Raw genomic sequence first — 21,807 nt, forward strand, 5'->3', positions numbered from 1 at the left:
GCGGTGAGCGGCGCCGTCACTGCGCGAGCCCCAGGGCTGCGCGAGCCTCGTCGATGGCGATGACCTCGGCCGAGTCCTCCTCGGGCGCCGGCTCAGTGAGCTCGATGCGGGCCTTGAGTCGGTCGATCTCGGTCATGCCTAGGCGCCCGAGGGCGTCGAGGAGCGCGCTCAGCTTCATTGCCGAGCCGCCCTTCGATGGCGTGGGAGGGAACTTGGGCAGCTTGCCCTCGGCGATCAGCCGGTCTCGCTCCGCCTTCGGGGTCGCGTCCCAGCGCTCCCGAACCTCGATGGCCTTCTCGCGGCGGTCCTCCTCGTGCTTGTAGCGGGAGACCTCGTCGCAGATGGCGTAGGCGAAGGCCCAGTCCGAGTTCTGGAACCGAGCGGACTGGCCGCTGGTCTTGAGCGCCTCGAACATGCGGCGGGCGATGGGGTGCCAGGACTTCGGGATGTTCGGGATGGTGACCGGCTGGAGCTCCAGATGGATCGTGGGCTGCTGGTCGCCCCCCTTGCGCTCTCGGGGCCGCGCGAGCTCGGACTCGCGCTTCGGGCGTGCGGGCATTCGGCCTACCTCCGGGGTGGCTCAGAGCAGGCCCGGATGCCTCTCGGGCCTGAGAAACTTCTTGGCGTTCTGCGCCTTCTTGGCGTTCAGGGCTCTTGCTCCCTCGCTGCTGCTCTTCACGCGGTGGTGGTCATCGCAGATGGACTGGAGGTTGTCGAGGGAGTGGTCGTCGCCCGGAATGATGTGATCGACCTGGGTTGCGGCGTTCGGGCATCGCCTTCCATCTGGGAGGGGGATGCAGCACCGCCCGCCGTCGCGGCGAAACACGCGATGGCGGATTGCTTGCCAGTCCTTCGGGAGTCGGTCGCGCCGGTTCGAGTTGGTCCAACCAGGCACGGGCGCCTCCTCAGAATCGGACGACTCGCTCGTTCCACTCGGGGACGCCGTAGGCGTGCGCCTTGCGCGGCAGCACGCGGGGTCCGTCGGCGGGGTTGAGGAGCGTCGGGCCGTCGCGGTGGTCTACCAGCGACGGGAACGTGTAGCGGATCGGCAGGCCGGCGTCGCGGAAGTAGCGCCCGAGCCTGCGGTCGTAGGGGAGCGCGCTGTGCTCGACGAACGCGAGCATCGGGTCGACGTGCTCGGTGGGCATCGCGACCCCCACGCCCCACAGGAGCGAGACCGTCTCCAGCCACGAGGCGCCGATGGTCTCGGCCGCCCTCACCGCACTGTCGATGTGCGAATGAGGCATCGGGTAGGAGGTCCCGACGTAGAGACCGATGCATGTCCGCGGCGCCGTGGCGATGCCGTCAGCGAATCGGTAGCGCAGGTCCATCGGTGCGATGGCGTCGTCCTGGAGCACCAGGCCCCAGTCGGCGCGTCGGTCGATGGCGCCCCAGGCTCGATCCCCGGTGTCGTTCTCGCCGCGGCCCTCGTCCCAGACGATGCGATCCGCGCCGACCGTCCACGCGAGCTCCTTGGCCTGCGCCTCTCGGCGCGGGTGCGCCATGACGACGACGGAGAGAGTCAGCGGTGCTTCCACCATGCCCAGGGGGTCCTCTCTTCGGCGCGGAACGCGGTGTGGACCCCAGGCCCCGTGACAACGCGGTCGCCGAAGCGCTCGTGCGCCACGATGCCGAACGCGATCATGTCGCCGATGGCCGCGGGTGCGGGGTCGGTGCCCCAGAACCGCTGCGCCTCCAGGTCGTAGTAGAGCTGGACGATGCCGTGCGCGAAGGCCATGACGTCATCGCGCGTGCCCCCGAGGAGGCCGGCGTTGAGCATCGGGTCGCGGCGGTGCGCCTTGAGGAACTCCTGGTAGCGACCGGCCGGGTGATGCTTGAGCGCCCACTCGTCGTCGTAGGTCTTCGGCTCAGAGCCGACGTAGACCTTGCCGGGCTCCATCTCGTCCCACGGGGCGTGGAGCATCTCGACGTCCGAGCCATCGGTGGCCCACACGTAGCGGTACTCGGGGTGCTCCCGGAGGTGCTGGTAGATGTGCAGCCAGCGACGCATGTAGACGTTCATGTCCACGGCCGGCACGCGCTCCAGCACTGCGCCCGACGGCGACGACTCCAGCTCGTCGGCCAGCACCACCGCGCGGGCGCCGTTGATCGAGTCGGCCCACGCCTTGAGGGTGGACGCCTCGGCCTTCCACTTCTTCGCCCGCTGCGGGTCAGGCTGCGACGTCAGGAGCGTCGTGATGACGACGTCCACAGGGTCGCGGTACGGCACGTGGGCGAAGTAGCCCTCGTCGCGCCGTCGATTGTGGATCTCGGCGTTGCGCTTCGTGAGCTCTTGGCGGTCGGCTAGCGGAACCGAGCGCTCAACGGCCTGGTGCTCGTCCAGGCTGTAGATCAACTTCTCGGAGCCCGCGACGTCGGCGTAGCGCCACGTGGTCAGGCCGGCGTGGTGAATCCTGTTCGCCAGGTCGCTGTGCTCGTACATCCCGCGCCCGTAGACGGGGTCGAAACCGCCGACCTTCTCGACCGCGGAGCGGTGGTAGTAGAGCATCAAGCCGCGCTGCCCGGTGTAGGCGACGTGCTTGTCGTCCCGATAGACCTCTGCGATGTCCCGCAGCTTGCGAGGGCCTGCAAGGTCGAGGAACTGGTACGACAGGTGCGGCTCGGGGGAATCGACGTAGGGCTTCCACCAGCCGTCGGCGATGGGCCACGCGTCGTCATCCCAGAGGAAGAGGTGCTCGACGCCAGCGTCCATCAAGAGCTCAAGGCTCTTGTTCTTTGCGGCCACAATGCCGCGAGACTTCTCGAAGCGGAAGTCCGCATTGTCGACGGGGGTGGAAGAGCCATCGTCGATCACGACGAGGACTGCGGCGGGAGGAAGGTGCTTGCGGTGATGCTCTAGCGCCTTTGCTAGAACATCGTGCCTGTTGTGCGTCGTGACGGCGACGCCAATTCGCGGCGCTGCCTTATCGGCGGGGACGAAGGTGGTTCCATCAACGATGACTTCCAACTTGTCCCCTGTTCAGTTGTCACGACGGGCAGAGCGAAGAGAAGGGCACTCGCTCTCAACGCGAGGCAGCGGGAGGAGGGAGGGATTCTGCGGCGGAGGGCGAGTGCCAAGCACTAAAGCCCTAGTCTTTAGGGCTTAGAACTTTAGGAGAAGTAGAGCCCGTTAGGGCTCTCTAGCCTCTAAGAAGTAGAGGGTCTCTAGCCCTCCTAGACCCTAGAGGACTAGGAGGAAGTAGGTACTAGGAGAAGAGGAAGGTAGAGGTCTCAGAGCCCTAGTGTCTTGAGCCCTTGTCTCTTATCTCTTACCCCTCTATAGGGTAGTAGGACTTGAGACCCCCGCCGCGTTGGGGTCTAGAGAGGGTGATCTGTGTCACACAGGCTCTGACCTGCGACGATACCCGCCAGAATTCTCAGGCCGAGCCCAACGGCGAGCTCGGCGGGTGGCGAAGGGACCCTCCCCCAGGGGGTGCCCACCTCGGGTGCCCCGGAATCCCCGAGAAGGCGTGTGTGCCTCTCTGGGGGCCTCAAAGTTGCGCACCCTTCCCGGTCTACCTGGACGCCATGAAAGGCCGGGAGAATGCGATTCTGACCCCTTCCCGAGGGGTGAATGAGCTGAAGGTGGAACATCCTGAAAGTGGCGCTCGGTCTGCGGCTGAGACCCGGCGGTGGGGCGTCACCCCGGCTGGGGGTCATAGCCCAGGGTTGGTGGGTCCTGAGTTGGGGGCGCACGCGCCCGAGCGCACGTGCCCTGGCACGGGGGCTCACACAGCGCGAGCGCATGAGCCGAGCACATGAGCCGAGCGCGCATCGCTTGGCACTGTGGCGCTGTGAAGGGAGCGCATGCACAGCGCTCGTCACACAGCGCGAAGGAATGGCGCTTGGACACATCGCTTCGGCGCTGCGCTGTGCGTGCGTGAGCGCGGCGCGCAAGGGCGCATCACATTGCGCCTGTCGCTCGTGCTGCCCGTCGCTCAGCCGTGCCGCTAGGCGTGCTGTGTGGAGCGTGTACAGCGCGGTGTGTATGGGCACTGTGTGGGCGCTTGTGCCTACCGCCGGCGCCCCTGGCGCACGACATGTGTGGGTGAAGCTCACCGGCCCTGATCTGCGAAGACACGCCCGCTCGAAGAAATCTCGTGTGAAGAGTTGACAGCATCCCGTGTAGAGGGTTGACTACAGACATCGCCACGGAGCGGGGAACCACTCCCGGAGGCGGTCCTAGGTCGGACGTAGACCCGCTGAGCAGGGCTAGCGGCAGTCCGGGAACGGGACAACTACACACAGGGCATCGCGAACGATTCCGCGAACTAGCAACGTCCCCCGACAGTGCGCAGAGCGCACGGGGTAGGGGAGTGACCCAGCGCATAGGCGCGGAAGAATCCGGGAGTGCAAGCCACCTTCACACCGTGGACCACCGGGAAGTAACGACAGCCCAGTCTCACGAGCGCCCCGCGTGGCGGGGAAACGTGAGCACAAAGACGCGACGCCGTGAGAGGGCGCGCGCACCAACATTCTTCGCCTAGGTGCTGGCCGTTCAGACGGGCACTAGCGCACAGCGCTACGCGGTTCGATTCCGCGCTAGGCACTCGGAAGGCTTCAACAACTCACGAAAGGTGCGGACGGTGAACGCTCTGGAAATCGTGCGGAACGTGCTCGGCGAGGCCGACGGCGTCGCTTCTATCGAGTGGGCGGACAGTGAAGAGGTGGGGGTCGTCGTTCGGTTCTCGGACGGTGGCCGACTCGTGGCGCTGAACGCGGACAACGTCTGCGAGTGGCACGACGGCGGCATCGGGGACCACGTGCGCGCCTACGCCTACGCGACGCCGGACGTCTACGACCACGAGACGGGGGAGTCGTTCGACCCCATCGGCGCGGTCCCGTCGTCGTTCCTGAGTGAAGCGGTCTTCTGGGCCGCTCACGCCCCCGCCGAGGATCTGGAGGCCGTGTGAAGCCTGACCACCTGACCACTGTGCAGCGCCGAGGCCCGTAGTCCATTCCGTGACGGGGGCCACGGATGAGAGCCCACGCGAACACGGGACGCGCGTCGAGAAGGGGCGCGCGGGCGGGTTCGATTCCCGCCGTGGGCACAACGGACGTCGCACGGCGCGGCGTCCCTGAGTCGAGAGGTAGAGCGATGGTTGCTGACGGGCGCTGGAATTGGATGCCTAGCGGGCTGAATCTGACCGGCCTCGGCTGGATTCACGACGTCGCCGACGAGTGGGCGGAAGCTCACCCCATCGCCACGGCGACGTTTGACGTAGGCGCGCCCGCGTCGGTGCGCGTGCAGCACGTCTCCGGCGAGCGGTCGGTGGTCGTGGAGTGGGACGCCACGCTGGGTGAGTATCAGATCACCGTGGGCGACGTGGACGCGGGTACGCGCACGACCTTTGAGCGCTCCCGTGCTGCCGCCACGCGGGCCATGCTCGACGCGCTGAACGCATGGCTTCCCGTGGACATGCCCGCGGGTGAGTACGCGGCACTGTCTCAGCGGCTCTACGCCACGCCGGCGTGACGCGCGGTCCTGACGCGCTTAGGGCGCCACTAGGGGGATGACCTCTGGTGGCGCTCCATGTGTTGCAGGCCCCATGACACACACGAGAGGAAACGGAACCATGGGAAAGTCCTTCAACGACCTGACGCGCCGTAACCAGCTGACCGGCGCGGGTGACGACGACGTGACGCGCGAGCGTGTGAAGCGCGAGAGCGTGCGGCGTGAGCGCTACCGGGCGCGCGCTGCGATCCGTAGGGGCGCGTGGGACGCGCTGACGAACAACCGCCGACGCGCCGTTAGCGTCGCCTGAGTGTGGAGGCTTGACGCTGTGGTGAGCACTTCGACTCCTACCGCCCAGTGTGACCGCTGCGAGGCGGAAGGGTGCATCTACCCAAGAGAGAAGACGTATGGCGAGGCGCGGCACTGCCTGTGCTGCGGCAAGAGCAACAGGAAGCTGACTCCGATGACGCACACCGAGGCCGAAAGGCTCACCATGACTGCCCACCTCACCCACGCCCAGGCCGCCGCCCGCGACACTCTGCGCGATCTCCTGCCGCCCGGGGCCACCGTCCGCGTCATCATCCGCCACGTCTCCGCCTCCGGCATGATGCGCACCATTTCGCCCGTCGTCGTTGTCGGCGACAGCGTGCGCGACCTCTCCGGCCTGGTCGCCCGCGCCGGGATCGGTTTCCGCGAGGACTCGAAGCGCTACGGCCTGCGCGTGGGCGGCGCGGGGATGGATATGGGCTTCCACCTGGTGTACTCCCTCTCGTCGGCGCTCTACCCCGACGGCTTCAAGTGCACCGGCCACCAGTACACGGAGACGCGCCGCAACGGCCGCCGCGTGCTCGGATGCCCGAGCAACGCCCACGCGAACCACTACGGCGCCATGGCGCGCGTATGGAACGAGACGCACCCCGACAAGCTCGCGGCCATGGATGACGCGGATTACCGGCGCTCCCTGCCGTCCCTCACGCCCGACGAGCGCAAGGCCGCCCAGCGCGAGCTGGAGAGCATCGTCGCCGAGCGACAGGCATGGATCGCCGCCCAGCCGAACTACCGCCGCGGCGTCCTCCACCGTGACGGCGGCTACGCGCTGCACTACGGCGGCGCCCTCTGACGGTCGGCCCCGCCAGCGTGGCGGCCCGGCGCCGACGCCGGGACGTCGCGCGGGCAGTACCGCCCGCACCTCCGTACGCCTCACGAAAGAGAGCCGGACCCATGCCGCACCCCCGCATCTTCTCGCCCCGCACGCTCGCGTCGGCCGCCGTCGGCCGTCTCGTGCACACGACACTCGACCACCACGCCGCGACCGCCTACGCCGACGCCCGCGAGCGCGGCGAGACGGTCACCCTCGCGCTGCACCGCGCCCGCGCCGAGTACGTGGCCGGCCGCGTGCTCGACGTCGCCGCGCCGGGCGACGTCGCCGACGCGCTCGACCTCTCCGACGTCTACGCGGCCGACGTCTACACCGTGAACCTCGCCGAGCTGGCGCGTCTGTGGCCGCTGCTGGACGACCAGGGCGGGCAGGTCTACACCCGCGACGAGGCGGGCGCCCTGCACCGCGTGCGCACGCCCTACCCGCTCGACGGGCGCCGCGTGCGGCTCTACGTCGCCGTGCTGCCGGACGACGAGACGACGCCGGACGGCGAGGCGTACGACGCCGACGGCGACGACGACCCGCGCGCCGCGTACGACGCTGGGGAATGGCGGTTCGTCGGCGTCGCGGTCGCGGCCGTCGACTGGCAGGGCCGCTGCGCCCGCGCCGCGCTCTGGGGGCTCGACCAGGGGCGCTACTGGCCCGGCAGCGACGAGGCGCAGATTCTCCACGTGCTCGGGGACCTCATCGGCGACGTGGCCCGCCGGCTCGACGCCGACGCGATCCCGTCCGAGGCGCGCGCCACGTGCGGCCACTGCGGCAGCGTGTGGGACGCCGAGCTCATGCCGACGCCGGCCGGCCGGTGCCCCTTCGAGGCGGAGCACGAGTACCCCGACGAGGACGCGCGCGACCACGCCGAGACGGTGCCGGGCGCCGTGGGCTACGTGCCCATGCGCGACGAGGACGACGACGCCCGCCCCGGCATCACCCTCACCCGCGACCAGCTCGAAGCGTGGGCGGGTCGCCAGCTCACCGACGACGAGGTGAGCGACCTCGACGACGCCCTCCCGCTCTCGTCGCTCCCCGAGGTCGTCGGGACGATCGCCGCCGGCTGGGAGGCGTGACCGTGGCGAACAAGACGCGTAACACGCTGGTTGCCCTGACGGTGGCTCTCGCCGCCGCGATCCCTACCGTGACGCTGGACCAGGCGCGCCGCGCTGACGCCCGGGACTACGCCATGACGCTGAGTGAGGCGACCGAGGCGCAGGCCCAGGCCGAGGCGCGCGCCGACAGGCTCGCCGCTGAGCTGGGTGAGGCCGAGGAGGTGAGCGCGGAGCACGCGCGGAAGGTCGCCGACCTGACTACCCGTGTGGACGCCCTGACGGGGCAGGTGGAGACGCTCACGACCGAGCGCGACAAGGCCAACGCTGCCGCGGCCGAGGCCGAGCGCCGGCGCGTGGAAGAGCCCGTGGTGCGTGAGGTCGTGAAGTGGAAGACGCGCACCGTGTCGGCGCCCGCCGACGACGTGGAGCGCTTCGAGGATGGCTCGTGGAAGAACCACACCACGGGCGAGACGGGATGCACGCCGGGTGAGCTGTGCGACGACTCGCCCACCAACCTGCCGCCGTGCGAGGTGGAGGACGGGAGCACCGGCCCGCTGCCGTGCTTCTGGAATGCCAAGGAGCAGGGCAACGGTGAGGGCCGGTCATTCTGGCTGGACGCGGCTCGCCAGACCCACTACGTGAAGTGATATGGGAGGATCCCGCACATGGCGCAGAAGGTAGTGACTTCCATCCTTGACGATATCGACGGTAGCGACGCCGCCGAGACGGTGCGCTTCGCGCTGGACGGAAAGGCGTACGAGATCGACCTCTCCGCTGCCCACGCAAAGAAGTTCCGCAAGAGCCTTGACCCCTACGTGAAGGCCGCGCGGAAGGTGCGCAAGACGCGGGGGAGGAATGGCCGTGGCTGACGGAAGCGTCCCGGAGTTCCGGGCTGTCGTTGAGTGCACTTACGACCCGTGCACCTACTGCCATCGGCCGCGTCAACGTTATGCGGCGGATCATCCAAGCGGGCCCTTCGCCACCGCCGAGCAGGCGCGAGAGCATGGCGAGGGGATCGCGCACAAGGTCTACGGATTCAGCGTGCACCGCGTGCTGATTGAGGCGCGCCAGGTGACACCGTGGGAGACGGTCAGCGTCGAGGTGGAGGCCGGGTGACGACGGAGGCGCAGCCGCTCGTGACCACGGACGCCTTCCAGAGCGTCCCCGATGACTGGCAGGCGCCCGCGCAGACGCGCAAGGGCGCCGGCTCAGGCAACAAGGCGCCCGCCCGGCGCAAGCGCTATGACGTGCTGAGCCGGGAGACAGGGCGCCTCATGTTCAGCACAGACTCCGAGCTCGTGGCCCAGGCACCCCTTCCGGGTGAGGTGGTGTGGGACCGCGTGACGGGGCGTGCCTACTATGGCCCAACTGTGTAGCCTTGCCGGGAGGTGTGAAGGTGTGAAGTACCTCATCAAGATTGACGACCACGACGTGGAGGAGACTCCTAGCGTCCCGTGGACCGCGAACATCTACTACGACGGTGACCCCACGCCCATCTCGGTGGGCTTCGGGAACAGCCCTGGCAGCGCTGTGCGTGACGCGATGCGCGAGGTGGACTGGTGAGCCGCAAGGACCCCCGCGCCGGCCTGACCGGCGACGAACGGCGCTGGTGCGTGCCCTACACGGTGAAGGGCGCACACCGAGGCTTCGGCACCCTGACGATCCGAGCCGCTGACGCGGCAGACGCACTGAGGCGCGCTGAGCTGTGGCACGCGGAGTTACCCAAGCGGACGACCCGAGCCGTCGTCTACGGCGTACCTGTGGAGGCTTGACACATGACGTTCAAGGCTGGCGACACCGTGCGTTGGCGCGGGCATGGCGAGTACCGACCCTTCGGCGACGTGTTCGTCCTCCTGGACAAGGCGCCCGCCGTGCGGCGCTTCCTGACGCACAACGCGGCGCGGTGCGAGACGCCGGAGGGCACGGAGATTGGAAGCCACTTCGAGCGCAAGTGCGCCTCGTGGCACTGGCGCAACGGCTCGCACCGCCTCGGTGGCGGGCAGGGGCAGGCGTGGTGGCTCCAGGACGCGCACACGGGCGCCGTGTCGCCTGACTACGTGGCACGGGAGTCCGAGCTGGAGCCGATGCTCACGTGGCAGGACACGGCGGCCATCAACCAGCTCTTCGATGACGAGAGGGAGGCGGCATGAGTCGCATGGCTGAGCTGGCGATGGTCTGCGAGGGCTACGGCATCGACCCGCGCCGGCCTGACGCGCTGACGCTGGCGACGTTCGCCGCTGACGTCGAGGACGACCTGCACCGGCTCCCGGTGCGCGAGGGGGAGAAGTGAATCGAGAGGCACTGATCACGGAGCTGAACACGACGCTCGTCGAGATGGGGAGCAACCGCTCCCGGAGTGGGAGACGGACCTATGGACCGACAAGTTCCTCTACGGCGTGAGCCGCGTCGTGCTGGCCGTGGCCGAGGCGCGAGACGCGGGGATTCACCTCGCGGCGGCCTGACGCGAGAGGCCATGCATGACGGCTGGTGCTCGGTCGCCGGCTGCACCAACCCTGACGTCTGGCACGAGCACAAGGAGAAGCGATGAGCGAGCTTGACGCAATCCCCACGGAGGAGACGGTCCCCGTGGTCCTGGCGGTCCCGAACGGCCTGGAGCGTGACGGAGAGCCCCTCTACGTCCAGCGCGTGTTCGAGGTGACCACCACGACGCTCCTGGCGGTGCAGGCGCTCTTGGAGAACGGGATCACCGATGACGTCGGGATCAAGGTAGCGATGACCGCGATGGACATTGCCGGCTGTGGCGTGGAGCCGGGGCTGGCAGAGCAGATCGCTGCGCACCTGGCGGAGAAGGGGAGACTGGCATGACGAGCGCCGCCCCCGAGGTGGAGTGGCGCATCGAGGGCACCTGGCTCGTGGAGGTCGCCAACGAGCACACGTGCGGCACTGGCCCGCATGGGCACTACGGCGCCCACGAGCCCGGCTGTGGCCTGGTGCCGATCCAAGACCTGTCGCAGCTCGACGGCTTCGCTGAGTTGCTGGAACGGGCGCGGGCGGATGGCGCCCGAGGGGCGCTGCTGAGTGCGAGGGCTGGACTGGAGCGGGCGATGCTCGGCACCACGGACGGCGACCTCATCTCCCCCGACAGCGACGTGCCCGCGGGCGAGATGTACCGTCTGGCCGCCGAGCACATCGCCTCCCGCGCTGAGGCGGTGGCCGAGGGGCTATGACTGACGTGGAGGCTCGCGCTCGTGAGCTCTACGCCTACTTCGCTGGCAAGATCGCCATTGAGGTGCTGGTGAGCGCAATCGAGCGCGGCCAGATCAAGTGACGCTTCACCCGTGCCCGCCGGCGCTGACTCGCGTACCGTGCGGGCATGGTCATTCACCGCATCGAGGACGACCGGCCCGATGACCGGAGGCGCGACGTCGTCAACCGGCTGCCGCACGACCGCCGCGGGTGGCCCCTGTGGGCCAAGCTCACGGTGACATTCGTCGTCGGCGTGACGGCCATCGTCCTGTTCATGGGCTGGGTCTCCCAGCTCAACGTGCAGTCGCCGTACTGACCGGCGCCAGGGTGAAGTCTCTGGCGCCTTGTCGCGGTGTAGGTGTGGAGCCTTGACACGCAACATCAACATCGCCTAGACATGACCCGGCAGGCGTCGGGAGAGAGGGACTGACCATGAACCTGACCACCCCGCGGAGGCGCTAGGTGAGCCGAGAGAAGACGTGGTTCGACCTGCGGCTGGAGTTCGAGTCGCGAGTGCGCGGTGATGCCCGAGAGGCGGAGATGCGCTCGCGCTTCAAGGCCGTGGACAAGACCGTGAACCCGCCCAAGCCTCACGACAGCGTGGACCTCGGCCCCCGATGCGAGTGGAGCGACCTCCACAAGAGCTCTTGCTGGCACTGCAAGGGCATCGACGACAACGACTTTCCCATCGCCGAGGAGGCGGTCTAGATGAAGACCAAGGCCCCCGTTTCTGCTGTCGAGTTCCCGGTGAGCGACCTTCCCGACGCGACCATCGACACCGGGAACAGCTACAGCCAGACCAAGATCGTGCGCTTCCGTTCCATCACGCCGGCGCAGAGGGCGGAGACGCGAGAGGCGGCCATCAAGGCTGCTGAGCGCCACTACCAACTCGCGGAGGACCACATCGCCGCCGCCCTGTGGCTCCGGTACGACTACGAGCCCAAGCCCGAACCTCACTGGGAGGAGCGCGTCGAGAACCTCGCCATCACACTGGTGAAGCCGGAGCCGCACCTGAGCACCGATGACTTCCATCAGGCCTCTATCAACTTCGAGCGCGAGTGGGGCGCCTGGCCGAATGACCTCGCGTACTTCGGTCGCGACCCCTTCTGGAACATCGAGCACGGCAAGGTGCACTACCGCCACCACTTCGGCGGCAAGAAGGTGACGCGCGTGCTCGTGGACGCCGAGGGTAACTCCGTCGAGGACGAGGACTGACATGGAGTTCATCAAGCTCACGTTCACCGAGGGTGGCGCCTTCTACGTCCGCCCCGAACTCATCCACACCGTCGGCGAGGTGGTTCCCGAAGAGCCTCGCCCGATCTTCCCCGGCAAGGTCGAGAAGGCGCCCGAGCCGTACACCGTGATCGACGTCCACGGGCACCGCCGGTACGTCAAGGAGTCCGTGGACGTCGGTCCTGAGCCTCATCGACTCGTGGGCGCTGGCCGCGCTGGGCGAGTCCATCGACACCTTCAACGAGGGCGACATCACCACGCGAGTACGTGTGGAGCCTTGACGTGGAAGCCCTCGGGCTCCTGTTCATCGTCGGTCCCTTCGCCGCCGTGTGGCTCTGGGCGAAGGCAGCACAGCACATCGACCGGCGCCGAGAGCGCCGATGGGAGGACAGCGCATGACCTTTGAGCTCCGCGGCAACCCCAACTACGCCGCGATGATCCACGAGTACGACCCGGCCAACGAGGTCGTGCTCCCGAACCGCGACCGCGTGGTCGGCTACAAGGTGCTCGGCTACCAGAGCATCGTCCAGAAGGGTGCGTATCAGGCGGGTGAGCTGGTCGTCGTGTTCGGCGCCGGTACCCAGGTGTCCGAGGACTACGCCTGGTACAACGACCTGTACCGCCACGAGCACCTCAACGGGAGGCCGGGAGCCAAGGGCTACCTGGAGGACAACCGCCGGGTGAAGGCGATCAAGTTCGGCGGACACCGCTCCGACGCTCTGGTGATGCCACTGGCGTCGCTCGCATGGTTCGCTCCGAAGGGCGGCCTGCCTGAGCTCGTGGAGAACGCCAAGCCCGGCCTCGCCTTCGACCATGTGAACGGCGAGGAGATCAGCCGGAAGTACCTGCTGCCGGTCAAGCGCGACGGGCGTTCGCTTGCCACGAAGCAGGGTCAGAAGCGTGTGCGCGTGACCACGGAGATGTTCCCCGAGCACTTCGACACGCCCAACGGCTTCCGCGTGGGCGACACGCTGTTCCAGCCCGGAGACCACGTGGTGGTTACTCAGAAGCTCCACGGCACCAGCGTCCGCCTCGGGCGCGTGCCGGTGCTGCGGGATCTCAAGTGGTACGAGCGCCTGGCCCAGCGCCTCGGGGTGAAGGTGCAGACGCACGAGCACGGCGTCGTCGTGGGCTCGCGCCGGGTCACCAAGTCGATCAACGGTGAGGCCGAGGCCGGCAAGCAGCACTTCTACGCCGACGACCTGTGGACCGAGGTCACGCGCCCGATGCACGCCCTCATCCCCGAGGGCTTCCTGGTCTTCGCCGAGATCGTCGGCTGGACGCCGGACGGTGCGCCGATCCAGAAGGACTACACCTACGACGTCCCGCGCGGTGAGGCGCACGTCTACGTCTACCGCGTGGCGACGATCAACGGTGAGGGCGACGTCGTGGACCTGCCCTGGCGCGCCGTGGAGCGCTTCTGCGAGGCCCGCGGGTGGAAGCACGTGCCGGTCCTCACCTCCGGCTATTGGCACGACAGCCGCCCCGAGATCGACGTCCTGATGGACGAGCGCTACGCAGACATGGGGCTCCCGGCGATCCCGCTGTCGGACCCGAAGCTGCCGGACGAGGGAGTAGTCGTCCGCGCGGACACGGGCTTCACGCCGACCGTGGCGAAGTACAAGTCGCCGGCGTTCCTGCGGCACGAGGACGTCGTACTGGACCAGGGCGAGGCGGACGTCGAGTCCGTCGAGGACGTGGAGGTGGCCGCGTGAGCGAGCATCGCTACTTCCAGTCCAACATCACGCGGACGATATACCAGGACACCAGCGCGGTTGCCGGGCCCGAGTGGTTCGCGAGGAACCCCGACTTCACCGAGGTCCAGGTGGTTCCGGTGGACGCCATCGTGATCCGCCGCGAGGAGCTGCCTGAGGTGAAGGCGCACTCCTCGATCCCGAACAGCGTCGAGGCCGGTGATGCCTTCCTCCGATTCGACGGCCTGAACGATCCGCGCGAGCACGCCGAGTCGCGACTCCGGGACTGGGCTGCCATCGCGGCCCATCTCCGCGAGCACCCGCCCGTGGACGAGGCGCAGGTGAAGGCGGTGACGCAGGCGCTCTACGAGGCGACAGAGGACCCCTTCGACATCGACGTGCCAGACGTCGCCCGCCGGCTGGTGGAGCGCGGTGTCCGTGTGGGCGAGGGGGCGTAGTGAGCCGGATCAAGGTGCGGCGCACGACGCGCCAGTGCCCCAACCGCTGCGGCGACGAGTATCACTGGGTCGCCCACTACGAGCATGACCGCTGGCGCCCTGAGCGCTGGCTCTGGACCGACAACCACCGAGTCGCGCTGGAGGGCGCCCTCACTCATCTGGTGCCCTCTCAACTAGCAGAAAGTGTGGAGCCTTGACGACACTAAAGGATCAGCTCGTCATCTGCCGCGGCTATCCCGCGAGCGGCAAGAGCACCAAGGCGCTGTCCTGGGTGGACTCGGCGCCCGAGGCCCGAGCCCGGGTCAACCGGGACGAGCTCCGCATGGCCCTGTACGGCAAGTACACGGGCCTGAGCAACGACCAGGAGCGCGCGGTCACGTTCGCCCAGGTGGCGTCCGTGACGGCACTCCTGCGGGCGGGGAAGAGCGTCGTCGTGGACGACACCAACCTGCGCGCCAAGAACGCTCGCGACTGGGTGGACATCGCCGAGCGCGAGGGTGCTCAGTGGGCCATCTGGGACTTCGAGACGCCCGTCGAGGAGTGCATCGACCGGGACCGACGCCGCTCGGCCCGAGGTGGGCGCTCGGTGGGGGAGAAGGTCATCCGGGACTTCGCCAAGCGCTACCCGCTGGGGCGCTGGCCGGAGATCAAGCCGACCCCGCGCCGGCACGACGACCCGCCGGCCAAGTACGAGCCGGACGAGAGCAAGCCCCCGGCGATCATCGTCGACCTCGACGGGACGCTGGCGCACAACGTCACCGGGCGCGAGTTCTTCGGCAAGGGCCTGGAGCGCGTCTACGAGGACGACGTCGACCCGAACGTCAACTTCGTCGTCAACGCGTTCTTCGGGGACGCGGAGGTCATCTTCATGTCTGGCCGCAACGAGTCGGCAAGGGACGAGACCGAGCGCTGGCTCACGGAGAAGGCCGACTGGTGGCCAGACGAGTACCGGCTCTTCATGCGGGCGGACGGCGACTACCGGCCCGACTTCATCGTCAAGGCGGAGCTGTTCGACAAGCACGTCCGCCACGAGTTCAACGTCAAGCTCGCGCTCGACGACCGGGACCAGGTCGTCAACCTCTGGCGGGGAATGGGAATCCCCTGCTGGCAGGTCGCGCCGGGCGCTTTCTGAGGAGGGGCAATGACCACTACCACGCTGAACGTCATCGACGTCTTCCCGCTGGGCGTAGGCGTCGCCATCCCGAAGCTCGACCCCGAGGCCAAGGAGAAGTGGCTCAAGGCGCTTCGCTCGGGTGAGTACGTGCAGGCCAAGAACAAGCTCAACGACGGTGCCGGTGGCTTCTGCTGCCTTGGGGTCCTCTGCGACATCTCGGGGCGAGGCGAGTTCCGCGCCACCTCGGGGCAGGACTACTTCACGTTCGTCGACAGCGACGGCCACTCCGACTACAACATGCCCATCATCCTCGTGGAGCGATGGGCGTACGGCATCAGTGTCCTGTCGCAGTGGCAGGTGCCCATGCCCGTCGAGGTGGTGCAGCGCCGCCACGGGGATGAGGAGGTGCAGCGCCGCCTTCGGCTCGGGTTCCACGAAGGGGGCGTTGAGCTCAACGAGCTCAACGACACCTACGACCTCACCTTCGAGGAGATCGCCGACGTCATCGAAATCCACCTGTGATGGACACCCGGTTCTGGAAGAAGGTCGAGCCAACGGGCTTCTGCTGGAACTGGGCGGCGGGGCGAGATCGTGACGGATACGGCCGCTTCGGGCTGAACCGCGTAAGCGTTCTCGCCCACCGAGTCGCTTACGAGGCGCTCGTGGGTCCGATCCCGGCCGGGCACCATCTTGACCACCTGTGCCGCAACAAGACCTGCGTGAACCCGGACCATCTGGAGCCGGTCACGGCGGCCGAGAATATGCGTCGGCGGAACGCCATTCTCACGCACTGCAAGAACGGTCACGCCCTAGAGGGGAGCAACCTCAAGGTTGATCGCCGCGGCCATCGCTACTGCCGCGCGTGCGGATCGAACAACGCGCGACGATATAGAAGGAGAATGGCTGGCGCCATGCGCAACCCAAATTCTGAGACGAAGGCATTGGAGTACCTGTGACCGACACTCTCAAGCTCGACCCGGCGGTCAAGGAGGAGTGGCTGGAGGCCCTCCGCTCCGGGAAGTACAAGCAGGCCCGCTCGGCTCTGCACGACACCCGAACCGATAGCTACTGCTGCCTCGGCGTTCTTTGTGACATCGCAGCGAAGCACGGTGTCGGCGGGTGGGACACGAAGAGGCCGGCCGGGGACAAGCTCGTGTACGTCGACCCCGACGGCATGGTGGGTTACGGCTTCCCGCCCGAGGGGGTCGTGGACTGGGCGCACGGCGGCTATCGGCCGACTGAGGAGGAGCCCGAGCCCTTCGGCGTGCCCGCCCCCAGCCCCGACGCCGACGGCACGTTCGTCAACCTCTGGGAGCTCAACGACAACTACGGCTTCACGTTTGAGCAGATCGCCGACGTGATCGAGAAGAACCTGTAGCCATGCTCGATGTCGAAGAGCGCGAAGACGTCGACATCAACCTCGGCGAACAGATCCCTTGCGACTGGGCATGGTCCGAATGCCGCGAGGATGTCTCCTTCATTGGGCGGACGAGTTGCTGCGGTCGCGAGTTCTTCGCATGCGCCGGCCACAAAGCGCTCGCCGACGAATGGAAGCGCCTCATTGGCTCGATCAGCCCGGTGCTGTGCGCGCACTGCAAGCGGCTGAGCCGTCCCGGCGAATTCCACTACAAGTGGAGGGCGATCTAGTGGCCAAGGAGGATTCCGGTCCCAAGTCGGACGTGTGGGCGAACAACGTCGTCACCGCGGCCAAGGAGGCTTACAAGAAGAACCGCCCGCCCAAGCTCACCAACGAGCAGCGGGTCCACCTCAAGACGCTTCTGGGAGCGGCTAATGAGTGAAGAGATTGCAGGCAAGCTCCACTTCAAGGGAGACCTGCGCGAGCGCCAGTTCGGCATCGCCGGCCCTGCCACCAACGGCGCGATGTTCGAGGCCGTGATGACCGAGTACGACGAGGACCGCGACATCACGACGGTCTTCTACCGCGAGTTCTAGTCCCACGGGAGGGGATGCATGAAGAAGAAGATCATCGGCGCTCTCGGCGCCGCCGCCCTGGTGTTCGCCCTCGCAGCCTGCGAGGAGGGCACTGCCTCAGACAAGGCCTACGACGAGATCGCCAAGGAGGCGAGCGGTCGGCAGCCCTACAAGCCTCAGAACGACGTCGAGTACAACAACTACAACAAGGCCCAGGAGCTCTACGACGACCCGTCGTCGATCATCTGGTGCACGACCACGTGGGGCAACGCCTCCGCGCCTCTCGTCACCGTGCCCGTCGCCGGCAAGCTCACCTCGTCGTCGGTGTCCTACTTCCCGAACTACTCGCCCAAGTGGTCGAACAACAACGGTGGCCTCCTGGTCGAGAACCGCTCCGTGGACGGCATGTACCACGGCAACCCGCCCGGCTACCGCTACGGCTTCACGCCCGGTGGTCAGTATGTCGACTTTTTCAACATGCCGACCGTCTGCACCACGGCCCTGACGGAGTTCCAGCGCCAGTCGACGGAGGTCTCGATCTCCAACGACGACGTCGCCGCTCAGCTCCAGCAGCGCGCCGAGGACGCCCTCAAGGCGGGCAACGCGGACGAGGCCCAGAAGATCCTTGAGGAGGTCGCCAAGTGACGGCACGCATCGTCGCGATCCGGGATGACGGATCGCAGGCGGACGTCACCGAGGGTGTGCAGATCGCCTACGACCTCCTTCGCCAGTCCCTCGACTGGGGCTCCGGCTTCCTCGACACCCAGGAGGTCGACGCCGTGATCCGCCTGTCCGAGGCGTGCGACTTCCCTGACTTTGAGCAGCTCATCGCTGAGGTCTGGCGCAAGCGGTACGCGGACAGCATCCCCTACGAGGAGCGTTACACCACGCGAATCCCGAGCCAGCCCACGACAGAGCAGCGCGAGGCGTTCCTCGCGGGCATCCGAAAGGAGAGCGCATGAAGCGACTCATCTGGAGCGCCATCGGCATCTTCGTTGCCATCGCGGTAGGCGGCACGCTCCTGGGCTTCGGCCTGGGGTGGTTCAACCGCGGCGTCGAGGTCGTCAGCCCGACGAACGTCACGGAGCAGCACCGCCAGGTGATCGGCAAGTACGAGGCGATGCAGGCCGCGGCCAACAACGCGTGCTCGGCCCAGCGCTCGGAGTCCAGCGAGGACGGCCCGACCCTCGTGGAGGGTCCCGAGCTCGCCTACGCGGCCACCGTCCGGTCCATCGCCGCCGACTACAACCGCCGCATGGAGAACCTCTTCGAGGCGAAGCTCGTGGCGCCGGCCGGCTACCCGGACGAGGCGCCGTTCATCGACCAGGGGCCGGACACCGACTGGTGCGCCGTGGCCGCAGACCTGGCGGTGTACCCGTGAGCGCGCTCGGCCTGGTGCTTGGCATCGCGCTGGCGCTTGGAGTGGTGTTGCTTGCGCTCGGCGCCATCTCGATGGAGTGGCTTGACGTCAACCCCCAGGCCCTGTTCCCTCCCGTGTCTGCCATCACGGGCTTCGTCATCCTGGTTGCCGTGGCGCTGGTCTCGGCAATCACCGGCACCAAGGTTGGAGGTTGATGAGTTGACCAACCGCACCATCACCATCGAGCACAACGGCAAGACCTACACCGGCCACATCGGCACGATCAAGAGCACCTCGCTCGGCATGGAGGGGCACGGGGTCTGGGTCGCCTTCCTCCACACCGAGTGGCTGGGCGGGGGCGTCGGGGTCGGCGGCTACGTCCTCGACACTCCGCAGGAGGCGGCCGAGGACGAGCACAAGCGTCGCATCGGCACGGCGTTCGGCATGGACCACGTCATGCAGATCGTCGAGACCGTCGGCGTCGACACGTGGGAGCAGCTCACGGGTCGCCAGGTCATCGTCCTGTTCGAGGGCGACGGCGGCTGGGGGGCTCAGTCGAAGGGCATCGCCGGCCTTGTCAACGACAAGGTGTTGATCCTTGACGAGCACGCCCAGGCGTGGCGCGACGGCGAGTTCAAGGCTCGCGAGAAGGAGAGCGCATGACCGCAGAGACCGAGAACCTGACCCAGCACGTCGAACTCGCGGGGGAGCGGGACGCTGGCGGAACCGTCGTCGTGCGCATCCTGGCGAGCGAGGATGTCGACACCTTCGAGGCGCTTCTCACGGCGCTCAACATGGTGTCGCCTGAGCGGCTGGCACCCACGCTGATGGAGCTGGACCCTATTCGCTTCGCCGAGGCGGTGGGGGAGTGAGCGGCCTAGCAAAGGTCATGCTCGACCAGACGGAGAAGGCCCGGCTCATCCACAAGCTCTCGGGCTTCGACGACCACGAGCTCGTCCTCATGCGCGCCGGCGACGTCCGGGCGCTCCTGACGTTGATCACGGCCCTGGCGACTCCGGAGCCAATCGCGCTCTCGCGCGAGGAGGCGGACCGGTTCGAGATCAACGTGAAGGCGGATCGGTCGGGGCGTTCCATCTAGCAGCACCACACGGGCGGGGACCGCCCTTCCTAGACGCTCACGCAGCGTCCGGGGAGGCGGTCCCCGCCTTTTCGTGTTTCCAGGCCCACTGCACTCGCTCGATGCCCTGCACCCCAGGCTTGAGCTCGATGTCGAGGAGCCACCTGATCACCGCGCGCTTGCGCTCCAGGTCCAGCCCCTCCCACATCTGCGCGGCGTTCGGAGCGCCGGCCAGCCCATCGAGAGCGTGGCCGCCCGCAAAGGTGCTCAGGCGGGCCTCCACGGCCTCCAGGCTCTCGCGGGCACGAGCGGTGCCAGCCACCATCTGTTCGCGCGTCAGAAGGCCTTCTGCGTAGTCCACGGCGAGACCGTTCAGGCGCTCCTCCAGGAACGCCTTCTTCGCCCGCAGCTCGTCCACCTCGGCGTTCTTCTCGCCCGTGTGCAGGAGGTCGGCGCTGTCTGGGTCGGAGAGGAACTCCACCACGAGCGTCGAGACGTAGGCGTCCAGGTCGGGACGCTTGATCAGGGTGCATCCCTTCCCCTGGCAGCGGTAGATGTCCGTGCTGCGGTTGGAGCGTGCGCGGTAGGTCACGTGCGAGCCGCACTTGCCACAGCGGACGATGCCTGACAGTAGGTAGATCGGCTTCGGCCCAGGCTTGTTGGGCATGCGCCTGGAGCGGACTATCGACAGGTAGGCCTCTTGCTCGTCAACGGTGACGATGGCCGGCCACTGGGCATCGCCGACGATGCTCCCGTTGTACTTCCGTCGACCCGAGATCCGCGGGTTGCTCAGCACCCATCGGACGGACGTGGCCGTCCACTCCGCGTCGCGCTCCTTGGCGTCCTCCTTGCGGAGGTACTCGTGCCGGGCGCTGCGGATCCCGAGGTCGTTCCAGTGGCGGGCGATGGCGCCCGTGCTCACGCCGGCCAGCACGTCCTTCATCGCCTGTCGGATCAGCTCCGCCTCGGACTCGCGCACGGTCATCTGGTCGTGCTCATAGCCGAAGGGGCGGAAGCCGGGGGTGGGGCGCCCTTGCCCTGCCCTCTGCTCCCAGGCGGCCCGCTGGCGCTCAGCCTTGCGCTCCACCTCAGCGCGCGCGACGGCGGCCAGGATGCGGGCGATCATGCGCCCGGTGTCGGTGGTCAGGTCGATGTCGCCCGTGGCCGTCGCGATGGCGACGTTGTGCTTCTCGGCCAGGTCGATGATCCGCTCAAGATCCTTCATCGAGCGGGTCAGTCGGTCCAGCGCCCAGGCGACCACGACATCCACCTGGTCCGTCTCGATGGCGTGCAGGACCCGCTCCCAGCCGGGGCGCTTCTTCTTCCCGTACGCTGAGATCGAGTTGTCTTCCTCGATGCCGACAAGGGTCCACTCCCGGGACTCGGCGAGGGCGCGAATGGCGCGAGCCTGCCGATCAACGGCCAGCCCCTCGCCCGTCGAGTCGAGGGAGGCGCGTGTGTAGCCCAGTGCTCGGATGACCATGTTTAGAGCGTACGGCAGCGATGCTCTAACCTCCACACCTTCCTGGAGGTGTTCTCCCGCTCCACCCTGACGTGGGACGACCTGGCGTGGCTGCGGCGTCGCACGGCGCTGCCGATCCTCGTCAAGGGCGTCCAGCACCCCGACGACGCGCGCCGGGCGCTGGACGCCGGCGCCGACGGCGTGGTGGTGTCCAACCACGGCGGGCGCCAGGTCGACAACGCCGTCGCCTCCCTCGACGCGCTGCCGGGCGTCGTCGACGCCGTCGGCGGGCGCGCGCCCGTGCTGTTCGACTCGGGCGTGCGCACGGGCGCCGACGTCTTCGTCGCCCTGGCCCTGGGGGCCGACGCCGTCCTGCTCGGGCGCCCGTGGGTGTACGGGCTCGCGCTGGCCGGCGCCGCGGGCGTGCGCGCCGTCGTGGCGCACGTGCTGGCCGAGCTCGACATCACCATGGCCCTCGCGGGTGCCCGGACCGTCGCCGAGATCGGGCCCCAGCACCTCGCGCCCGCCTCGGACCGCCAGGCGGCCGGCGGGTGACCGCCGTGGCCAGCGCGCCGCCACCCGTCGTTCACCCGGCTCGGGCAGACTCCGCGC

38 protein-coding genes and 1 pseudogene are annotated in these 21,807 nt (G+C 68.0%); 34 read left to right on the forward strand and 5 right to left on the reverse strand.

Annotated features, from left to right (window positions below; translation table 11 throughout):
- Window positions 1–16: 16 nt before the first annotated feature.
- The 4 genes from GSF02_RS10460 to GSF02_RS10475 are packed head-to-tail and all read right to left on the reverse strand — an operon-like array spanning window position 17 to window position 2,968.
- Complete coding sequence (locus GSF02_RS10460; RefSeq protein ID WP_159795669.1) at window positions 17–559, reverse strand: phage terminase small subunit; 543 nt, start codon at window positions 557–559, stop codon at window positions 17–19.
- A 21-nt stretch (window positions 560–580) separates the two neighbouring features.
- Entirely contained in the window at window positions 581–895 is a 315-nt protein-coding gene (locus tag GSF02_RS10465) for an HNH endonuclease (RefSeq protein WP_159795672.1), read from the reverse strand.
- A 10-nt stretch (window positions 896–905) separates the two neighbouring features.
- Window positions 906–1,541, reverse strand: coding sequence for a hypothetical protein (locus tag GSF02_RS10470; RefSeq protein ID WP_159795675.1), 636 nt, complete (start codon window positions 1,539–1,541; stop codon window positions 906–908).
- Complete coding sequence (locus GSF02_RS10475) at window positions 1,523–2,968, reverse strand: glycosyltransferase family 2 protein (protein WP_159795678.1); 1,446 nt, start codon at window positions 2,966–2,968, stop codon at window positions 1,523–1,525. The genes GSF02_RS10470 and GSF02_RS10475 overlap by 19 nt, the downstream gene beginning before the upstream one ends.
- Window positions 2,969–4,586: 1,618 nt before the next feature.
- On the opposite strand from GSF02_RS10475, the gene GSF02_RS10480 reads away from it, so the two are divergent.
- The 33 genes from GSF02_RS10480 (at window position 4,587) to GSF02_RS10640 (ending at window position 19,754) form a co-directional block, all read left to right on the forward strand.
- The gene (locus GSF02_RS10480) at window positions 4,587–4,913 is read left to right on the forward strand and encodes a hypothetical protein (protein ID WP_159795681.1); all 327 of its coding nucleotides are present in this window, start codon (window positions 4,587–4,589) and stop codon (window positions 4,911–4,913) included.
- A gap of 185 nt (window positions 4,914–5,098) precedes the next feature.
- Window positions 5,099–5,476 (forward strand): hypothetical protein, encoded by a 378-nt coding sequence (locus GSF02_RS10485; protein WP_159795684.1) that lies wholly within the window; start codon window positions 5,099–5,101, stop codon window positions 5,474–5,476.
- 100 nt (window positions 5,477–5,576) lie between these two features.
- Complete coding sequence (locus GSF02_RS10490) at window positions 5,577–5,765, forward strand: hypothetical protein (protein ID WP_159795687.1); 189 nt, start codon at window positions 5,577–5,579, stop codon at window positions 5,763–5,765.
- 153 nt (window positions 5,766–5,918) lie between these two features.
- Complete coding sequence (locus GSF02_RS10495) at window positions 5,919–6,575, forward strand: hypothetical protein (RefSeq protein WP_159795690.1); 657 nt, start codon at window positions 5,919–5,921, stop codon at window positions 6,573–6,575.
- Between the two features lie 101 nt (window positions 6,576–6,676).
- Window positions 6,677–7,678, forward strand: a complete 1,002-nt coding sequence (locus tag GSF02_RS10500; RefSeq protein ID WP_159795693.1) for a hypothetical protein — start codon at window positions 6,677–6,679, stop codon at window positions 7,676–7,678.
- A gap of 2 nt (window positions 7,679–7,680) precedes the next feature.
- Entirely contained in the window at window positions 7,681–8,304 is a 624-nt protein-coding gene (locus GSF02_RS10505) for a hypothetical protein (RefSeq protein WP_159795696.1), read from the forward strand.
- 18 nt (window positions 8,305–8,322) lie between these two features.
- Entirely contained in the window at window positions 8,323–8,526 is a 204-nt protein-coding gene (locus GSF02_RS10510; RefSeq protein WP_159795699.1) for a histone-like nucleoid-structuring protein Lsr2, read from the forward strand.
- Window positions 8,519–8,773 carry a hypothetical protein gene (locus GSF02_RS10515; RefSeq protein WP_159795702.1) on the forward strand — a complete coding sequence of 85 codons (255 nt, stop codon included), beginning with the start codon at window positions 8,519–8,521 and terminating at the stop codon, window positions 8,771–8,773. Before GSF02_RS10510 ends, GSF02_RS10515 begins: the two co-directional genes overlap by 8 nt.
- Window positions 8,770–9,033 carry a hypothetical protein gene (locus tag GSF02_RS10520; protein ID WP_159795705.1) on the forward strand — a complete coding sequence of 88 codons (264 nt, stop codon included), beginning with the start codon at window positions 8,770–8,772 and terminating at the stop codon, window positions 9,031–9,033. Before GSF02_RS10515 ends, GSF02_RS10520 begins: the two co-directional genes overlap by 4 nt.
- A 22-nt stretch (window positions 9,034–9,055) precedes the next feature.
- The gene (locus GSF02_RS10525) at window positions 9,056–9,220 is read left to right on the forward strand and encodes a hypothetical protein (protein ID WP_159795708.1); all 165 of its coding nucleotides are present in this window, start codon (window positions 9,056–9,058) and stop codon (window positions 9,218–9,220) included.
- A 212-nt stretch (window positions 9,221–9,432) separates the two neighbouring features.
- Window positions 9,433–9,807 carry a hypothetical protein gene (locus tag GSF02_RS10530; RefSeq protein ID WP_159795711.1) on the forward strand — a complete coding sequence of 125 codons (375 nt, stop codon included), beginning with the start codon at window positions 9,433–9,435 and terminating at the stop codon, window positions 9,805–9,807.
- Window positions 9,804–9,947: a hypothetical protein gene (locus tag GSF02_RS10535; RefSeq protein WP_159795714.1), complete on the forward strand. Its 144-nt coding sequence runs from the start codon at window positions 9,804–9,806 to the stop codon at window positions 9,945–9,947. The genes GSF02_RS10530 and GSF02_RS10535 overlap by 4 nt, the downstream gene beginning before the upstream one ends.
- A 254-nt stretch (window positions 9,948–10,201) precedes the next feature.
- Complete coding sequence (locus tag GSF02_RS10540) at window positions 10,202–10,483, forward strand: hypothetical protein (RefSeq protein ID WP_159795717.1); 282 nt, start codon at window positions 10,202–10,204, stop codon at window positions 10,481–10,483.
- Window positions 10,480–10,845: a hypothetical protein gene (locus GSF02_RS10545; RefSeq protein ID WP_159795719.1), complete on the forward strand. Its 366-nt coding sequence runs from the start codon at window positions 10,480–10,482 to the stop codon at window positions 10,843–10,845. Before GSF02_RS10540 ends, GSF02_RS10545 begins: the two co-directional genes overlap by 4 nt.
- A 146-nt stretch (window positions 10,846–10,991) precedes the next feature.
- On the forward strand, window positions 10,992–11,180 hold the full coding sequence (locus tag GSF02_RS10550) for a hypothetical protein (RefSeq protein WP_159795722.1): 189 nt from the start codon (window positions 10,992–10,994) through the stop codon (window positions 11,178–11,180).
- Window positions 11,181–11,326: 146 nt separating this feature from the next.
- Window positions 11,327–11,572 carry a hypothetical protein gene (locus GSF02_RS10555; RefSeq protein WP_159795725.1) on the forward strand — a complete coding sequence of 82 codons (246 nt, stop codon included), beginning with the start codon at window positions 11,327–11,329 and terminating at the stop codon, window positions 11,570–11,572.
- The gene (locus GSF02_RS10560) at window positions 11,573–12,079 is read left to right on the forward strand and encodes a hypothetical protein (RefSeq protein ID WP_159795728.1); all 507 of its coding nucleotides are present in this window, start codon (window positions 11,573–11,575) and stop codon (window positions 12,077–12,079) included.
- A 413-nt stretch (window positions 12,080–12,492) separates the two neighbouring features.
- On the forward strand, window positions 12,493–13,812 hold the full coding sequence (locus GSF02_RS10565; protein WP_159795731.1) for an RNA ligase family protein: 1,320 nt from the start codon (window positions 12,493–12,495) through the stop codon (window positions 13,810–13,812).
- Complete coding sequence (locus tag GSF02_RS10570) at window positions 13,809–14,249, forward strand: hypothetical protein (RefSeq protein WP_159795734.1); 441 nt, start codon at window positions 13,809–13,811, stop codon at window positions 14,247–14,249. Before GSF02_RS10565 ends, GSF02_RS10570 begins: the two co-directional genes overlap by 4 nt.
- 193 nt (window positions 14,250–14,442) lie before the next feature.
- Window positions 14,443–15,381 (forward strand): phosphatase domain-containing protein, encoded by a 939-nt coding sequence (locus GSF02_RS10575; protein WP_159795737.1) that lies wholly within the window; start codon window positions 14,443–14,445, stop codon window positions 15,379–15,381.
- 9 nt (window positions 15,382–15,390) lie between these two features.
- Window positions 15,391–15,885 carry a hypothetical protein gene (locus tag GSF02_RS10580; RefSeq protein ID WP_159795740.1) on the forward strand — a complete coding sequence of 165 codons (495 nt, stop codon included), beginning with the start codon at window positions 15,391–15,393 and terminating at the stop codon, window positions 15,883–15,885.
- The gene (locus tag GSF02_RS10585; RefSeq protein WP_159795743.1) at window positions 15,885–16,319 is read left to right on the forward strand and encodes an HNH endonuclease signature motif containing protein; all 435 of its coding nucleotides are present in this window, start codon (window positions 15,885–15,887) and stop codon (window positions 16,317–16,319) included. Before GSF02_RS10580 ends, GSF02_RS10585 begins: the two co-directional genes overlap by 1 nt.
- A complete protein-coding gene (locus tag GSF02_RS10590; protein ID WP_159795746.1) occupies window positions 16,316–16,741 on the forward strand; it encodes a hypothetical protein in 426 nt (141 codons plus the stop codon). Before GSF02_RS10585 ends, GSF02_RS10590 begins: the two co-directional genes overlap by 4 nt.
- A gap of 2 nt (window positions 16,742–16,743) precedes the next feature.
- Window positions 16,744–17,010, forward strand: coding sequence for a hypothetical protein (locus tag GSF02_RS10595; protein ID WP_159795749.1), 267 nt, complete (start codon window positions 16,744–16,746; stop codon window positions 17,008–17,010).
- A complete protein-coding gene (locus GSF02_RS10600; protein ID WP_159795752.1) occupies window positions 17,010–17,162 on the forward strand; it encodes a hypothetical protein in 153 nt (50 codons plus the stop codon). Before GSF02_RS10595 ends, GSF02_RS10600 begins: the two co-directional genes overlap by 1 nt.
- Window positions 17,155–17,316 carry a hypothetical protein gene (locus GSF02_RS10605; RefSeq protein WP_159795755.1) on the forward strand — a complete coding sequence of 54 codons (162 nt, stop codon included), beginning with the start codon at window positions 17,155–17,157 and terminating at the stop codon, window positions 17,314–17,316. The genes GSF02_RS10600 and GSF02_RS10605 overlap by 8 nt, the downstream gene beginning before the upstream one ends.
- Window positions 17,317–17,334: 18 nt before the next feature.
- Complete coding sequence (locus GSF02_RS10610; RefSeq protein WP_159795758.1) at window positions 17,335–17,940, forward strand: hypothetical protein; 606 nt, start codon at window positions 17,335–17,337, stop codon at window positions 17,938–17,940.
- Window positions 17,937–18,257, forward strand: coding sequence for a hypothetical protein (locus GSF02_RS10615; protein WP_159795761.1), 321 nt, complete (start codon window positions 17,937–17,939; stop codon window positions 18,255–18,257). Before GSF02_RS10610 ends, GSF02_RS10615 begins: the two co-directional genes overlap by 4 nt.
- Window positions 18,254–18,676 carry a hypothetical protein gene (locus GSF02_RS10620; RefSeq protein WP_159795764.1) on the forward strand — a complete coding sequence of 141 codons (423 nt, stop codon included), beginning with the start codon at window positions 18,254–18,256 and terminating at the stop codon, window positions 18,674–18,676. The genes GSF02_RS10615 and GSF02_RS10620 overlap by 4 nt, the downstream gene beginning before the upstream one ends.
- Window positions 18,673–18,870: a hypothetical protein gene (locus GSF02_RS10625; RefSeq protein ID WP_159795767.1), complete on the forward strand. Its 198-nt coding sequence runs from the start codon at window positions 18,673–18,675 to the stop codon at window positions 18,868–18,870. Before GSF02_RS10620 ends, GSF02_RS10625 begins: the two co-directional genes overlap by 4 nt.
- A gap of 4 nt (window positions 18,871–18,874) precedes the next feature.
- Window positions 18,875–19,318 carry a hypothetical protein gene (locus tag GSF02_RS10630; protein WP_159795770.1) on the forward strand — a complete coding sequence of 148 codons (444 nt, stop codon included), beginning with the start codon at window positions 18,875–18,877 and terminating at the stop codon, window positions 19,316–19,318.
- On the forward strand, window positions 19,315–19,527 hold the full coding sequence (locus GSF02_RS10635; protein WP_159795773.1) for a hypothetical protein: 213 nt from the start codon (window positions 19,315–19,317) through the stop codon (window positions 19,525–19,527). The genes GSF02_RS10630 and GSF02_RS10635 overlap by 4 nt, the downstream gene beginning before the upstream one ends.
- A gap of 17 nt (window positions 19,528–19,544) precedes the next feature.
- A complete protein-coding gene (locus GSF02_RS10640; protein WP_159795776.1) occupies window positions 19,545–19,754 on the forward strand; it encodes a hypothetical protein in 210 nt (69 codons plus the stop codon).
- Window positions 19,755–19,791: 37 nt separating this feature from the next.
- Here GSF02_RS10640 and GSF02_RS10645 read toward each other — a convergent pair whose 3' ends face one another.
- Window positions 19,792–21,216: a recombinase family protein gene (locus GSF02_RS10645; protein ID WP_159795778.1), complete on the reverse strand. Its 1,425-nt coding sequence runs from the start codon at window positions 21,214–21,216 to the stop codon at window positions 19,792–19,794.
- Window positions 21,217–21,246: 30 nt separating this feature from the next.
- Between GSF02_RS10645 and GSF02_RS10650 the strand changes: the two are divergent.
- Window positions 21,247–21,750: pseudogene (locus GSF02_RS10650) on the forward strand (alpha-hydroxy-acid oxidizing protein); the annotation flags it as partial.
- Window positions 21,751–21,807 lie beyond the last annotated feature (57 nt).

The organism is Puerhibacterium puerhi, assembly GCF_009846865.1.
Classification (GTDB): domain Bacteria; phylum Actinomycetota; class Actinomycetes; order Actinomycetales; family Cellulomonadaceae; genus Puerhibacterium; species Puerhibacterium puerhi.